The following is a 15,957-nucleotide window of genomic DNA, read 5'->3' on the forward strand; positions in this document are numbered from 1 at the left end:
CATTCGCAGTTTCAAATCAACCAGATACGCCGCTTTTTTTCAAGTACTCAATACACCACTTTCAGTTATAACTCCAAGAGGAACGATACCAGATTTATATCCTTAATACCTTTACTTCTTTAACCGTTACACTTCAAACCTGAATTCGCATCCTATCATAACCGCTCCTCTTCAGTTATTTGAAGTTAAAACGCCCAATTTAAACCCAGACTCAAAGCTTCCTCATCGACAAACCTGAACTCAATGTTTGCACTCGTTCCGGGAACCAACACAACATCCGTTCCGACAAAGATACCGACGTTGGCATCTAGCGTGTGTTTTTCATGAGTCCTCGCAATGCCGCCTAGCACAGGAATCGAGTGATCAATTTCCAGCATCGACTCTGAGAATTTTAACCCCCCATAGGGTGTCCACATACCAAGGGTCTTGGCTGCGAAGAAGGCGATTTGTGTCTCCAGCAGTTTGGCTTCTGTGGGTTCAGGCGCATGGCCAGCGACTAAGTAACTTCCATTGGATTTGGAGGAAAATATCTGAAGAGTCGAGTAGAATTGATAACCATTCAGATCTCCGATCGCCGCCTTTAGCCCGAGGCCGTAAGCGAGGCTTGAATTACCTTCAAATGTGATTGTTTCAGGAGGGCCAACACCTTCATTCAACTGATAAGTCAGTTCGGCATCGGCAAACCCCAGCTTGATGAATAGATCAACCCAGGGTGCAAGCCCTACCGATCCGCTTAACAAGACGCGAGTGGATGCAAAACGCCCACCCGTAATCGTGACCCCAGGCTCTGGGAATGGCCCTACTTCACCAGGTTCTGTACTAGATCCACTATCAAATTCAATCTTTTGATTGGAAATCGGATCGTACTCCAATCCAAGGGTCATCTTTCCGAATGCTCCCTGGACTCCCGCCCCGTTATTTACCTTTGCCGCACGACTGACGGAATAGACACCTAAAACAGATATGATTATGATCAATACAATCATTTTTTTCATTTGATTCTCCTATAGAAATATTCTTATCTAAGAAACGGTTTAATGGTCTTATTTACTCCTATGTTAGTGTGATCCAAGGCAATTGGATATATATTTTAGTGCATCTCCACTTGGAGAGTTATTCCCTCCGAGGTATTTTTGATATTGATGAAGGATAATTGACTCGAAATTTATCGACTCTATTTCTACCAGCCTTCTTGGCTTTATAGAGGGCTTTATCGGCAGAATTAATAACCCAACTCGGGTCAGTTCCTTTTTGAGGAATAATCGTACAGAAACCAACACTTATTGTTATTACATCTGCGGCCTTAGAAAATTCATGCGGGACCCGTAATTCCTCAATGGCCTTTCGACAACTATTTGCCACAAGTTCTGCATCTTCTGTTTCAGTAAGCACAAGAGCAAACTCCTCACCCCCGTATCGAGCGAGCAGATCACCAGGACGATTTACCATGGTTTTGAGTTTTCCTGCAACCCTTTTCACGACTTCGTCCCCTTCAAGGTGACCGTAGTTATCGTTGTATAATTTAAAGTAATCGATATCCATTAAGATAAAGGATATCGATGATTTACTTCGGGCTGCTCGGCGCCATTCTATATCAAGATATTCATCCATATGCCTTCTATTAGCGACGCCCGTTAGACCATCAATACGAGAAAGCACTTTCAGCTTCTTGTTCGTCTCACTTAACGCCTTCGTTTTTTCTAGAACTATTTTCTGGATAGTGACCGAACGTTTTGAAATTATGTGGATATATAAAGCTATGAATAAAGTGAAGATGATACCAGAAACAAATATTGTCTGGGGTAGCATGTCCCTCCTGTCAGCAATATATCGTAATGTAGGCGATCCAATCAGACTCCATTTTCTCCCCCAGATTTCAGGAAGTTCTCTCCTGTATGTAATACTTTCATCGGCTGAAATGCCAGCACGTGATTGATACGTATAAAGAATGTCATTTCCGGAGGGTAAAGTCTCGTCAACAAGCTTCAGTTCAATTCCTAGTGGCACATCGCTTAAGGCGGAACTGGCAAAGATAGCTCCGATTTGATAGACACCCGAAACAAATCCTTTCAGGTGTTCCCTGCGCATATCCATTGTTGATGGAATTCCTTCATAAATAGGAACGAATGCCATAAATCCTTTTTTGTTGTCGTTCCTCTGAACAAGAGTAATACTGGCGGTCGCCTGAGGTGTTGCGGTATCTCTCGATATTTCGAGTGCCTTCACCCGGGGAGGGTTGGATGAAAGGTCAAAACCAAAGACCTCCTCATTTCCCACCAGTGGTTCAACAAAATACACAGGGAAATACTCTTCTCTTTCTTCTGCACTCACCATGTGTCCCTGTTCTTTTTGTTCCGTAAATCCAAATGTGGTGAATGTTTGCCGTTGTTTAGACTCATATACAGCCCTTTCCGAATGAAGGACACGCGGTATCCATTCAAGTGCCTGGATATCTTTATGACGACTCAGAATCTTTTTGGCCTCAAGGCTGAATTGTTTAAAATCAGGTATAGTGTCTCCGTTGAATAATATTGCCAACGAGTTTAAGGTTTCAAAATTGATTGCCACCTCACGATGTAATGAGGCTGCCCGCTCATTGACATCTTTACGGAATTCGCTAATTATTGCCTTCTCTTCCGATTTATAAAGAGACCAACCACTCATACCGGATAAGATGACACCAGCGATTACAATTAATATCTGTATAAGTTTTGAATTATTTTCAGTGTCCATAAGTGGAGTCCCATTCGGTATTTCTCAAAATGAAGAATGTCTGTCTCTCATCATGGTTGTCTTAACCTGAGATTATCAAAATGCTCTTTATTCTCCGCCAGTGAAAAGATATTGCATCTAAGTGCAAGCAAGTATCATGCCTTTAGTATGAAAAAGATGAGACGTGAAGTAACTCATTGAAATGTTATCAAAAAAAGATACGGGCCTTAAAGAGGAATGTGTGTTTAAGTGGGGGAAATCACGCTGGTTGAGGGCCCCCCCCCCACTCCGGCTGGGAGAAGGTAGGGGTAAGACCCCCGATTGGATATTAGGATAAACCGTCTAGTCGCCTGAAAGACAAGACCTGTAATCTTTCAGAGAAATAGGATCGCAGCGAGGTGAATGGGAGATAGTGTCGAGTTTAATGGGTGGTTTGAGCCGAATAATTCGGTTAATTATCGAGATTGATCTTAGAATATAGGCCGAATGGCCATCGTGGGGCTAGATTCATTATTTCTCCAATAGCTTCCTAGGGGGATTAAGGCGGATTCGCGGGTGGACAAGAACCCAATCCTCCTATATCCTTATAAATTTAGTGTGAATTATGAAGGAAAAGATCTTTCTAAATCTGGGGATCGATAAGATGAAATTATTTGAAAATGAAAAACCATTTGATCTTCTTCGTTGGTTTGCGTTCCTGAGCTTCATCTGTATTGCCCTTATTTCTTCCGTTTCGGCATTTTTTCTTTCCCAGTTTCTTACCAACACCATTCTTCAACTCGACGCGGTGGAAGTAAGGGATTTTGTCCAGAGCCACACCAGAGAGGGGGATGTCACTCTTTTCTTCGAAGAAGCAGACTCTGGAATTGCTGAGGATTATTTCGAAGAGCAGTTTATGCATATTGTATCAATGCCGGAAGTTGTTCGGGCGAATGTGTATGACAAACAAGGAAACGTCCTCTGGTCAGATGATGAACGGATGATCGGACATAACTTTATGCCGAATTTGGACCTGATTACTGCCCTCACGGGGACCCTGGCCAGTACAAGCGGGACATCCGGAAAGCCGACCAAGGGAGAGCATGTCTTTGATAAAGAGGTCCCATTTTTTGTTGAGGTATACGTACCTATTCGGAATAATGATGGCAGGATCGTTGGGGTGGTTGAGATATACAAAGAGCCTCTGGCGTTATTCAATACCCTTCAGCGGGGCAAAGCCCTGATCTGGGCAAGTGCTGCGCTGGGAGGGGTCTTCTTGTATATTTTTCTGTTTTGGATCGTACGGCGTGCCGATGAAACCATCCACAGTCAGCATGAAGAACTGCTTGAGTCCCAGACATCGGCATTGGTTGGTGAAATGACAGAGGCTATCGCACACGGCATCCGAAACCCACTTGCTTCTATTCGATCTTCTGCGGAGGTGGCATTGGAACAAGCCAGTGTCTTGTATCAGGACTCTGGGAGGTTAGGCCCCGATCGATCCATTAAAGAGGCAGTACTTGAAGAAGATGAAGACGACCCCTCCTCACTGTTTGCCACTACAGCGGGAGACATCATTACAGAGGCCGATCGCTTAAGCGGTTGGATCAGGGAACTTCTGACCTATGCACGGATTTCCAGGGGGGAATTTACTACAATCCAAATCAACAATATGATTCGATCCGTACTCGACTCATCTGGAGCAAGGATGGAAAATCTTGGGATTAAAGTCATCCTTGACTTGGAGGAATCCGCTTTGGAGATCAAAGGTGACGAACTTTCTCTGCACCAAATGTTTGTCAGTTTAACCTCGAATTCAGTTGAGGCAATGCCGGATGGGGGCAAAATAACCATGAGAACACGCTTTGACACAATTAATAGGTGGGTTAAATTAGAAATAATAGATACGGGAAAGGGCATCCCGAAGGATAAGCTAAAAGATGTGTTTACCCCATTTTTCACGACTAAATCGAAGGGGATTGGGGTAGGGCTTTCCTTGGCCAAGCGGATTATAGCTCGTCATCATGGAACCATCCGATTGGAAAGCCGGGAAGGTGTTGGGACAACGCTTTCACTTCAAATTCCAATCTCAGAATAGAGGTAGCTTATGACGCAGGGTGTTTTAATCATTGAAGACGAGGTGACGCTCGCTAAGAATATTAAACGATATCTGAAGCTAAATGGATATGACGTCCAGATTGCAGAGAATGGCAAAGAAGGGCTTCATCAGGTTGAGACATTTAAACCAGATATGATTTTGCTGGATCTCAAGCTTCCTGACTGCAATGGACTTGAAATCCTTCCCAAGATAAAGAATATCGATCCTCAAATCCATACGATCATCATGACTGGACATGGAAATGTCCATGCAGCGGTTGATGCGATGAAGATGGGGGCATACGATTTTCTGGAGAAACCTCTTATCCTGGCTGAGGTGAAGGTAATACTCGATAAAGCCGTGGGACTATCGCGAATCGAGGGGACCCTTTCATACTATCAGAAGAAATATGCCGGCGGAAACGACCTTTCGGCCCTGATCGGTGAATCTCAGCCGATGCTTTCGTTGAAAGAACAGATAAGAAAACTGAATGCATCAGAACATGCTTTAACGGAAGGCCCACCCCCGTCGGTTCTCATCACCGGAGAGACAGGAACCGGTAAAGAACTTATCGCTCGAGCCCTTCACTTTAATGGGCCCCGCAAGGAGGAGCCTTTCGTGGAAATCAATTGTTCATCTATCCCGAATCACCTTCTGGAGTCGGAGTTTTTTGGTTATGAACGAGGCGCATTTACAGACGCAAAGACAAAGAAGCAGGGTCTCTTTGAGGTGGCGGATAAGGGAACCCTCTTTCTTGATGAAATCGGTGAGATCGACATCTCACTTCAGCCCAAGTTACTAAAATGTTTGGAAGAAAAGGTGATTCGGAGGTTGGGGGGTATCCGTGACAAAAAGGTTGATATCCGGGTTATCACGGCGACCAATCAATCCTTGGAGGAACTGATTAACATCGGGAAGTTTCGATCCGATCTATATTTCCGTCTCAACATTATCCATTTGAAGGCACCTCCATTACGAACAAGAGAAAAAGATATCTTGCTCCTAGCTGAGCATTTTCTAAAAAAACAGTGTAAGCGCTACAGAAAGCCAGAGATACGTTTAAGCCTCAAGGCCAAAGAGCTGCTCTTAAGACACCCATGGCCTGGAAACGTACGGGAACTTCACAATTTTATTGAGCAGACGGTTTTTTGTTCCCAGCAGGAGACCATCAGAGAGGATCAGATCCAATTTAACCCTGTTTTCGGAAATGCCAGACAAGAAGGGGGCAGCGAAGGGAATAATGAGATATCTGGCGATCAATTCATCTTGCCGTCACAAGGCATTATTATGGAAAATGTTGAACGGGACTTTATCGTTCAATCCCTGGAACGGTCCGCATGGAATGTGACGAAGGCGGCAAAAGCCCTTGGCTTTTCGCGTGATACCCTCCGCTATCGCATGGAAAAATTCGACCTCGTACCTCCTACGGAGGAATGATCCCGCTGTGATGGATCGTACTGCGCGGCATTATCTTTCGGTCAGATTTTCGCTTCTTCTCCAAAACAGACTAAACTTCCAGATGAGGAACGAAGGGAAACATTTCTTCCGTTGACTTCTCCTTTACTAACGGGGTGTTGGGCCTAAAATCCGATGTAGAATATTGGGCGGGTAATGGTCAATCTGGATGATTGGGCGAAATCCCCTAAAAGAATTGTGATTTCGCCCGTTCCTTCTTCAAAATTTATCCATAAAAATGTTTCCTAGATAAATAAGTAATACATTTCAATAAGATATGAATGGTTACCCGATTTTAATTTACTGCTGAAACTCTGGCATAGGAATTGCTTTCTCCCATGTTAAACATTTTAAATATAAGAGTGACGTGGAGGGAACGCAATGAAAGAGCTACTTTTAATTCTGTTCTTAGGTCAGACCATTACCCTGCTAGGTTTATTTTTTTCCAGAGTCGTGAGGAAGAGGAAGTTGGTTTCTAGACGGCGTCCGGTTCGCTGGATCCTACGCACGATCTTGTTTACCACGGTTTTCTGCCTGTTTGGTACGCTTTCGGTCCGGGCCCAGCCGGCTCCTGAAGTGGTGGTGAGTACGCTTCGGTTGTCCCGATGACCTCTGGCCTTGTTTTTCAGGCGACTTGTCGGTTTATACCAAGATCCAACCGCTGATCTTGATGTAAGTGGCTTCGTTGACTTTCCAGGAGGCTGTCCCTTATAATCCACCCTGCAGGTTAAAATCCCCTGCGGGGCTAATCATTCATAAAGGGGTCCTTCCCAATATAGGAAAATCATGGCTGATCATCAAAATCTCCAACATTCGAAAAAAGGTGGACTGACCATCACGTTGGTTGAAAAGGGCAGTATCGCAGAAGACACCGGGATTGAGGCCGGCGACCGCCTGATCACCCTCAATGGCCGGGAGATGAAGGATATCCTCGATTACCGTTTCTGGGTCGATGAGGAAAAACTCCGGTTAGAATTGATCAAGCCCAACGGCGAAGTCTGGGAAGTGGATGTCGAAAAAGGCCATGACGAGGACATGGGGATCGGCTTTGAGGAGATGAAGATTCGCCAATGTCCGAATAAATGTGCCTTCTGCTTTGTCGACCAGATGCCAGAAGGACAACGCAAGGGCCTCTACATCCGGGACGAAGATTATCGCTTTTCTTTCCTTTTTGGAAACTATATTACCCTGACCAACCTCACCCGCAAAGACAAAGCCAGAATCTTTGAGCAAAAGATGAGCCCGCTCTACATCTCGGTGCATACCACCGACCTGGAACTGCGCCGGGAACTCTTAAAGAACCGGCATGCGCGTGACATCCTTACTGAGATTAAAGAGATGACCGATCACGGCATTGTACTCCACACGCAGATCGTCCTCTGTCCCGGGGTCAACGACGGGGCCGCCCTCACAAAGAGCATAGAAGACCTTGCCCGGTTTTACCCCGCAGTCGCCTCGCTGGCGATTGTCCCGGTCGGGCTTACACGGCACCGCGAAGGGCTTCCTGAGATTGAAGAAGTCACGGTGGACTACGCAAAGCGCTTCCTCGAAAACTTGCCTGCCTGGCAGGAACGCTTTCAAAGAGAAATCGGAACACCCTTTGTCTTCGCGGCAGATGAATGGTTTGTAAAAGGTCGTATCCCTTTCCCTCCCCTGGAGCGCTATCTGGATCTTCCGCAGCTTGAAAATGGGGTTGGGATGGTTCCACTTTTCATGAAAGAATTTCAATCGCTTGCTTCTGACCTCCCACAGACATTTTCCGGGCCATCCCGGATCTCCCTTGCCACCGGGACCTCTTTCTCTTCCTATCTGGAAGACTGCGTCAACAACCTTGATCTCAAGGGTCTCAGCCTGGAGGTGATCCCTGTGACAAACCACTTTTTTGGGGATTCTGTGACGGTAACGGGTTTGCTCACCGGGGGCGATATCATCCAAGCGGTAAAGAACCGCAGGATGAACACACTCCTGGGACCGGACGACGAAATCCTCCTCATCCCTTCAGTCGCTCTGAACGATGAAGGAGACTCTTTCCTGGATGGGACGACACCCCAGGACCTTGCACGGGAAATCAATACACTGGTACATGTGCTGCCTTCAGATGCCGGAGGACTCATTAATTTTCTTCAGAATATCCCTGAACTGCTTCACCAATAAATTTTTGTTCCTTTAAATTATTCCTTTAGGAATCTCTGATTAAGTCTGGGTTGAATTTTTCAGGAGATAAAATTTCCTGATTCAAGGCGTAAATTGCAGGGAATAGCCCGCTATTTCCCAAATTTGCAACGCAGAAGCGGGGACTTTTTGCCCTAAAAAAACAGGTCATGACTTGATCAGAGGTTCCTTAATACAATGAACGAACCAGAAACCAGGATTCAGGAAAAAAGTTCCAAACCCGAGCCTGGCCAGACCCGGGTTTTCGGGATCTTTGGATATCCAATCGCGCATACCCTTTCCCCGCCGATGCAGAATGCCGCCTTCAAGGCCTACGATCTAAATTCGGTTTACATTCCTTTTGAAATAGACCCCGCTTTTTTGAAGAACGCCGTAACGTCGATACTTCCGCTGGGAATCAAAGGGGTCAACATTACCATTCCTCACAAAGAAACCATCATCCCTTTTCTCGATTCACTTGATGAAGAAGCCAGGAAGATCGGTGCCGTCAATACCATCGAGGTTTCCTCCGGGCGGCTGATCGGCCATAACACAGATGGAAAGGGCTACCTTGCATCTGTGGCAGCCCTGGATATTGATCTCAGGGGGCAAAGGGTTCTCATGATCGGTGCGGGAGGAGCGGCAAAAGGGGTTGCGGTCGCAGTCCTGTCTTCGGGGATATCGGAGTTAATACTCATGGTCAGGCGTCTCGATCGCGGAAAGGCCCTTGTCAAACAGCTCTCCGCCCTCTTTCCCGATGTACCGATTTTGGTCGTTGAGATGAATTCCGAACGACGTACCTTTCAAAAAAAAGATCGCGCAACGCTCCTGATCAACTGCACACCACTCGGAATGAAGGAGGAAGACCCGACCCCCTTTCCTCTCCCCTGGATCGAAGCGCATTGGATCGTTTCAGACCTGGTCTACCGTCCCACAGAGACTCCCTTGCTCTCCGCTGCAAAAAAGGTCGGCGCGCTTACAGTGCCTGGTATCGGAATGCTGCTCCACCAGGGCGCCCTGGCCTTTGAAATATGGACCCGGGAAAAAGCCCCTCTCAGCATCATGAAGGATGCCCTGGAAGAGGCGCTCTCTCCTCCTGATACACAATAGCCTGCACCGCTCTGGAAGGACGGAAACTGCGCTCACACCGCATGTTCTACTGCGTAATCCCGGAATTCTGGAACGGGGATTCTGTTGACAGAGTCCAGATCATCGGATAAGATGTTGACATCATTAAGGATGGTCTCGTAAAAAGTCGAACGATGCCCGTATTCGTAATTCCGGCGGAGGTCGGAATCCAGTCTTTTCAAATAGTTATAAATTCTCTGGACTCCGATTTTCACCGGAGTGACGACTTTTTACGGGTGCATCGTTAAGGAAGCTCTGATTAAGCCAGATACCCTCGAGAAACAATCGATATATCCCTGAAACAGAGATGCACACACAAGCATTAACCTAAAAAAGGATTGACACTGTTGATTGCAGAAAAACTGGGGAGAGTGGTTCTTGACGCGAATCTTGTTACGGAAGATCAGCTTCAAAAGGCCTTGCTTACCCAAAAGAGAGATGGAGGCAGGCTTGGGGAAATTCTGATCCGTCTGGGATTTGTTGATGAATCCCACCTTCTCCAATGCCTGAGTCAGCAACACGGCGTCACTCTGATCGATCTCAACAAGACAAAAATTGACCCTGCAGTCACAAGACTCGTTCCTGCCGAGATCGCCAAGAAACATCTCGTTATCCCAGTAAAACGCCTCGGGTCATCCTTGAGCCTGGCCATGGTCGATCCAAGTGATGTCTATGCGATTGACAATGTTAAGTTTGCAACCGGCTATAACGTCGAACCTTATATTGCATCAGAAGCAACCGTGATCGCCGCGATTAATAAATTTTATGGCGGCGGGATAAAACAGAATAGCCCCTCCGTCATCGAGGCAAAAGACTACACCTTATCAGATCCAGATATGACTCTGAAGAAGGACCTGTTTACAGAAGATGCCCCAATGGTCTCTGTGGATGACTTTGATACGGTCGTCGGAGATGCCCTGGACGATATTGACGTCGTCGAAGAACAGCAGGATGATTTTTTCGGTAAAGACGTTGAAGCCCCGATTGTCAAACTCGTCAACGGAATTCTGGTCAATGCCATCAAGGTTGGAGCAAGTGACATCCATGTCGAGCCTTTTGAAACCGTCTTTCGCATTCGATTTAGAATTGACGGGGTCATGAAGACCGTGATGAATCTCCCCACCCGGATTAAAAATCCGGTCGTCGCCAGGCTGAAGATCATGTCAAAGTTGGACATTGCCGAACGACGTCTTCCACAGGATGGTCGAATCAAGCTGAAACTCGGAAGGAAGAGAGAAGTCGATTTCCGTGTCTCCACACTCCCCTGTCTTTTTGGCGAGAAGGTCGTCATGCGTATCTTAGACAAAGGGAATCTAAACCTCGATATGACCAAACTCGGCTTTGAAGAAAAAGCCCTGAGCTATTTTAAGAAAGCGATCGATTCCCCCTATGGCATGGTCCTGGTCACCGGACCGACCGGGAGTGGAAAAACAACCACCCTCTACTCGGCCTTGAGTACAATCAATACACAAGAAATTAATATCATGACGGCGGAAGATCCGGTAGAATACAATCTCCTCGGGATCAATCAGGTTCAAATGAAAGATGCGATCGGTCTTAATTTTGCGGCGGCACTTCGCTCCTTTCTCAGGCAGGATCCGGACGTGGTCATGGTCGGTGAAATTCGTGATTTCGAAACAGCGGAAATCGGGGTCAAGGCCGCTTTGACCGGGCATTTGGTCCTTTCCACACTTCATACGAATGATGCGCCCAGTACAATCAACCGACTCTTGAATATGGGGGTCGAACCTTTTCTCGTCGCTTCTTCAGTCATCTTAATCGTTGCACAAAGACTGACCAGAAGAATCTGCACCAAATGTAAAGAGGTCCTCCCGGTTCAGGATGAAGTACTCCTCCGGGCAGGATTCAAAGAAGCAGAAATCAAAAATCTGACGCTTTATAAAGGAAAGGGTTGCGACTTCTGCAGCAATACAGGCTACAAAGGCCGGGTCGCCCTATATGAGGTCATGCCGGTCGGAGAGGTCATCCGTGATCAGATATTGCAGGGAGCCTCTGCGGATGACATCAAGAAAAAGGCCATGGCAAGTGGGATGAGAACACTACGGATGAGTGGGCTCGAAAAGGTGAAAGAAGGGATGACCACCCTTGAAGAAATCCTGAACAACACCTTCCCCGATTCCTGACACGACAAGAAATGAGAAACCCCCTAAAAGGGAAAATATCGCAGTTGCTCCACCTGTTCAACAATTCAGGAGGGAAAGTTTATGGCCAACCTGCAGAAGTTGCTTCAAATCATGGTCGAAAAAGGAGGTTCGGATCTTCACCTGACGACAGGAGTCCCTCCCAAGGTCAGGATCAACGGAGAACTTGATTCCCTTAATTTTCCTGCCCTCACTGCAGCCGAGACCAAACAGCTTATTTATAGTGTCCTGACCGAAGCCCAGAAGCATCGTTTTGAAGAAGAGAACGAGCTTGATTTCTCATTCGGCTTGAAGGGCCTGAGTCGCTTCAGGGGAAATATCTTCGTTCAAAGAGGAGTCGTTGCCGGTGCGATTCGAACGATCCCCTTTGAGATCAGGACCTTTAAGGACTTGGGACTCCCCGCGGTGGTCGACGAACTCGTCAAGAAGCCGAGAGGTCTGATCCTGGTCACGGGTCCGACAGGAAGCGGAAAATCGACCACATTGGCATCGATGATCGATCACATCAATACCGACCGCCATGAGCATATCATTACGATTGAAGATCCGATTGAATTTCTTCATCCCCACAAAAACTGCATTGTCAACCAACGAGAGGTCTCCTCTGACACAAAATCATTTCAAAATGCCTTAAAATATATCTTAAGACAAGATCCGGATGTTGTCCTGATCGGTGAGATGCGGGATCTGGAAACCATTGAGGCGGCGTTAAGAATCTCAGAGACAGGGCATCTAACTTTTGCAACGCTCCATACCAACTCTGCGCTTCAGTCGATCAACCGGATTATTGATGTTTTTCCGCCGCACCAACAATCACAAGTCCGCGCACAACTTTCATTCGTTTTAGAAGGGGTTCTTTCTCAACAGCTCATCCCAAAGATAAATGGTCATGGGAGGGCCATGTCCATAGAGGTCATGATCCCTACCCCTGCCATTCGCAACCTCATTCGAGAAGATAAGGTTCATCAAATCTACTCCTCGATGCAGACAGGCCAGGGGAAACATGGAATGCAAACCATGAACCAATCCCTCTATGATCTCTGCTCCAAACGCCACATCTCTCATGAGGATGCGATTGGCCGGTCCAGCCAACCGGACGAACTGGTCACGATGCTGAATCGCGGAGGGAGTCCCATGCCCGGCATACGCGAACCGGGGAGAATGGTACGGCGGTAAAGAGATCCGGACAGGAAATAGAGGCAGAACCAAATAAGGAGTAATCTATGGCAACATTTACATGGTCGGGAAGGACCAGGCAGGGAACGGTTCAAAAAGGCGAACTGACCGCAAAAAACAAGGACGAAGTCATCAGCGTTCTCAGAAAACAGAATGTTCTCGTCACCTCGGTTCGGAAAAAACCAACAGAAATTACAATCCCTGGCTTTGAGAAGAAGGTAACCGATAAGGACATCGTCATCTTTACCCGACAATTCGCGACCATGATCGATGCCGGGCTCCCCCTGGTCCAATGTCTTGAAATCCTCTCTGATCAAACGGAGAACCCCGTCTTGGCAAAAACAATCAAAGAAGTCCGTCTTGATGTTGAAGGAGGAGCGACCTATGCCGATTCTCTCGCAAGGCATCCTAAGGTCTTTAATCAGCTTTATGTCAGTATGGTGGCTGCCGGTGAGGCGGGAGGGATTCTCGATACCATTCTTAACCGTCTGGCAAAGCATATCGAGAAGGCCATGAAGCTCAAAAAGCAAATCAAATCCGCAATGGTTTATCCCATCACCATTCTCGGAGTGGCGCTCACCGTCGTCGTCATTCTTCTGGTCTTCGTCATTCCGGTCTTTGCAAAAATGTTTACAGATTTCGGAGGTTCTCTGCCAAGACTCACCCAGATGGTCATTGATTTAAGCTATTTTCTGCAGCGGAATTTTTTATACATCGCGGGAGGACTCTTTCTTTTTTCACGTGGTCTTAAGAAGTACTATCGCACAGACGGAGGACATAAGGCCCTAGACAATCTCGCCTTGAAGATCCCCGTGGTTGGTGAACTGATTCGAAAAGCAAGTGTGGCCAATTTTACACGAACCCTGGGCACATTGATTGCAAGCGGGGTTCCCATCCTGGAAGGACTCGGCATTGTGGCAAAAACATCAGGGAACAAGGTCATTGAACACGCATTGCTCGATGCACGCCAAAGCATTAGTGAAGGAAAAACAATTTCAGACCCACTTGAGAAAAGCAAGGTCTTTCCCCCCATGGTCGTCCAGATGATCGCCGTGGGAGAAACGACAGGGGCACTCGACGGCATGCTGAGTAAGATTGCTGATTTTTATGATGATGAAGTCGACGCCGCGGTCACCGCCCTGACCTCCATGCTCGAACCCATGATGATGGTATTTTTGGGGATCACGATTGGAACCATTGTTATTGCCATGTATCTACCTATTTTCGAGATGGCCGCCATCGTCGGATAGGCAGTGAAAAACATACTTAGGGATATGATCTATGGATAAGGAAGGGGCCAGCCTGGCCGGCAAGATCCGGTGGCTCATCGTATTCCGGGTGGTACTGGTCACTGCCCTGCTCGGGCTGCCGCTCCTGCTCAACCTGGAAGCGCTCCAGAAGGGATGGTCCATCCGCACCTTCTATTTTCTGATCGGGTCGACCTATTTTTTAACCATTCTCTACATCTTAGCACTGTACAGAAAAAAGGCTCTTCTGTCTCTCGCCTTTGTCCAGCTTACAATCGACCTCCTCTTTGAAACATCTCTCATCGCAGTCACCGGAGGGATCCAGAGTCCCTTTGTCTTTCTATACATCATCACGATTGTTTCGAGCAGCATCTTCTTCCGTCAAAATGGGGGTGTTCTGGTGGCCTCGGGTGCCACATTTCTCTTCGGAACCTTGATCAATCTCCAATACTTCCAGGTTCCACCCTTCCAATCTTCAGGCGGGTTAACGGGAAGGGATCTCTATTACATCCTTTCTCTCTACATGATCACCTTTTTTACGGTCGGAATCCTGAGCAGCCGACTTTCTAAAAAACTACATGACAAGGAAGTCGGATTCCTGGACCTGCAGGTCTTCCAGGAAGTCATCGTCCAGAGCATGCCCAGCGGCCTGATTACAACCGATATGATCGGAAGGATTACTTCATTCAACCGATCGGCAACAGAAATAACCGGATTTGAATCTGAAGATATCCTCGGCAAGATCTGGTGGGAACGATTTTCGTGGGATGACATTCAGGACCATTACCACGATTTTGAAACCTCCGGGACGACGCAACGATTTGAGGGAGAGATCCTCAATAAGAAGGGAGAACGCACCTTGCTGGGTGTGACCATCTCCGCACTACGCAATGAACAGGGCAAACAAATCGGGATTATTGGAACCTTTCAAGATTTAACTCAAATCAGAAACCTGGAAGAAGCCATCCAAGAGAAAGAACGTCTGGCGACGATTGGGGAAATGGCTGCGGGGATGGCACACGAAATACGAAATCCCCTCGCATCCTTGAGCGGATCGATTCAAGTGCTTAATAAGGAACTTCGGCTGGATGATGAAGAAAAAACACTCCTCAGGATCGCCGTCAAAGAAACTGAACGGCTGAATACCATCATTACGCAGTTCCTCCTTTACGCAAAGCCCTCGCCTCCACAACGTCAACGGGTCAATCTTCATGCTCTCTTGTCAGAAACAACTAAGCTGATCAAGAACAATCCCGAATATAATGATCGGATTAACGTCACACTGCAAAAAAGTACAACCCCGCTCATGATATTGATTGATCCTGACCAGATAAAACAGGTTTTCTGGAACCTCGCGATTAATGCCTTCCAGGCGATGCCGCGCGGAGGGACGCTGTCCGTTTCGGCCCGACGATTTTCTTCAAAAAAAGAGAACTCGTTTTATCCTCCAAGAGGGACCGACAGCGGAAGTGCAGTCGACCTGGATCAGGTAGAAATTATTTTTAAGGATACCGGAGAAGGCATTCAAAAAGAAAATTTCAATAAAATCTTTTATCCCTTTTTCACAACAAAAAACTCAGGTTCAGGTTTAGGACTTTCAATTGTCCAGCGAGTCATCGAGGAGCATTTCGGAAAGATTGAGGTAAGAAGTCAACCCGGAGGAACCTCTTTTCACATATTATTACCATTGGATGAACTTGCCTCGAAGCCGGTATCAGAAACAGCACATACTATTTCAGGAGAGGTCCAGGCCAACAACGATGAACCCCTTCGCATTGAAGAACCGATCCGCAGCGGTCAGGATGCTTCGACCTGAAATGAAGAGGACCTCGTAACTCTTATGAACAGA

10 protein-coding genes are annotated in these 15,957 nt (G+C 46.9%); 8 read left to right on the forward strand and 2 right to left on the reverse strand.

All coding sequences use genetic code 11. From position 1 onward, the window contains the following. Positions 1–185 precede the first annotated feature (185 nt). Entirely contained in the window at positions 186–995 is an 810-nt protein-coding gene (locus tag EYQ01_07260) for a hypothetical protein (GenBank protein HIE65593.1), read from the reverse strand. A 118-nt stretch (positions 996–1,113) separates the two neighbouring features. Then, a complete protein-coding gene (locus EYQ01_07265) occupies positions 1,114–2,733 on the reverse strand; it encodes a diguanylate cyclase (GenBank protein HIE65594.1) in 1,620 nt (539 codons plus the stop codon). Positions 2,734–3,316: 583 nt separating this feature from the next. Here EYQ01_07265 and EYQ01_07270 point away from each other — a divergent pair. The 8 genes from EYQ01_07270 to EYQ01_07305 all read left to right on the forward strand — a co-directional run bounded on the left by EYQ01_07270 (position 3,317) and on the right by EYQ01_07305 (position 15,924). Then, the gene (locus EYQ01_07270) at positions 3,317–4,789 is read left to right on the forward strand and encodes a hypothetical protein (GenBank protein HIE65595.1); all 1,473 of its coding nucleotides are present in this window, start codon (positions 3,317–3,319) and stop codon (positions 4,787–4,789) included. Between the two features lie 9 nt (positions 4,790–4,798). Further along, positions 4,799–6,226, forward strand: coding sequence for a sigma-54-dependent Fis family transcriptional regulator (locus EYQ01_07275; GenBank protein HIE65596.1), 1,428 nt, complete (start codon positions 4,799–4,801; stop codon positions 6,224–6,226). Between the two features lie 804 nt (positions 6,227–7,030). After that, the gene (locus EYQ01_07280) at positions 7,031–8,398 is read left to right on the forward strand and encodes a DUF512 domain-containing protein (protein HIE65597.1); all 1,368 of its coding nucleotides are present in this window, start codon (positions 7,031–7,033) and stop codon (positions 8,396–8,398) included. 195 nt (positions 8,399–8,593) lie between these two features. After that, positions 8,594–9,505: a shikimate dehydrogenase gene (locus tag EYQ01_07285; GenBank protein ID HIE65598.1), complete on the forward strand. Its 912-nt coding sequence runs from the start codon at positions 8,594–8,596 to the stop codon at positions 9,503–9,505. A 365-nt stretch (positions 9,506–9,870) separates the two neighbouring features. Continuing rightward, the gene (pilB, locus tag EYQ01_07290) at positions 9,871–11,667 is read left to right on the forward strand and encodes a type IV-A pilus assembly ATPase PilB (protein HIE65599.1); all 1,797 of its coding nucleotides are present in this window, start codon (positions 9,871–9,873) and stop codon (positions 11,665–11,667) included. 81 nt (positions 11,668–11,748) lie between these two features. Continuing rightward, positions 11,749–12,861, forward strand: coding sequence for a type IV pilus twitching motility protein PilT (locus tag EYQ01_07295; GenBank protein HIE65600.1), 1,113 nt, complete (start codon positions 11,749–11,751; stop codon positions 12,859–12,861). Positions 12,862–12,908: 47 nt separating this feature from the next. Continuing rightward, entirely contained in the window at positions 12,909–14,111 is a 1,203-nt protein-coding gene (locus EYQ01_07300) for a type II secretion system F family protein (GenBank protein HIE65601.1), read from the forward strand. Between the two features lie 31 nt (positions 14,112–14,142). Continuing rightward, positions 14,143–15,924, forward strand: a complete 1,782-nt coding sequence (locus EYQ01_07305; GenBank protein HIE65602.1) for a PAS domain S-box protein — start codon at positions 14,143–14,145, stop codon at positions 15,922–15,924. Positions 15,925–15,957 lie beyond the last annotated feature (33 nt).

It is taken from the genome of Candidatus Manganitrophaceae bacterium, from assembly GCA_012960925.1.
Lineage (GTDB): Bacteria > Nitrospirota > Nitrospiria > SBBL01 > JAADHI01 > DUAG01.

Coding starts and splice junctions, on each gene's coding strand:
- EYQ01_07260 (HIE65593.1), bottom strand. CDS start 995: ATGAAAAAAATGATTGTATTGATCATAATCATATCTGTTTTAGGTGTC.
- EYQ01_07265 (HIE65594.1), bottom strand. CDS start 2,733: ATGGACACTGAAAATAATTCAAAACTTATACAGATATTAATTGTAATC.
- EYQ01_07270 (HIE65595.1), top strand. CDS start 3,317: ATGAAGGAAAAGATCTTTCTAAATCTGGGGATCGATAAGATGAAATTA.
- EYQ01_07275 (HIE65596.1), top strand. CDS start 4,799: ATGACGCAGGGTGTTTTAATCATTGAAGACGAGGTGACGCTCGCTAAG.
- EYQ01_07280 (HIE65597.1), top strand. CDS start 7,031: ATGGCTGATCATCAAAATCTCCAACATTCGAAAAAAGGTGGACTGACC.
- EYQ01_07285 (HIE65598.1), top strand. CDS start 8,594: ATGAACGAACCAGAAACCAGGATTCAGGAAAAAAGTTCCAAACCCGAG.
- EYQ01_07295 (HIE65600.1), top strand. CDS start 11,749: ATGGCCAACCTGCAGAAGTTGCTTCAAATCATGGTCGAAAAAGGAGGT.
- EYQ01_07300 (HIE65601.1), top strand. CDS start 12,909: ATGGCAACATTTACATGGTCGGGAAGGACCAGGCAGGGAACGGTTCAA.
- EYQ01_07305 (HIE65602.1), top strand. CDS start 14,143: ATGGATAAGGAAGGGGCCAGCCTGGCCGGCAAGATCCGGTGGCTCATC.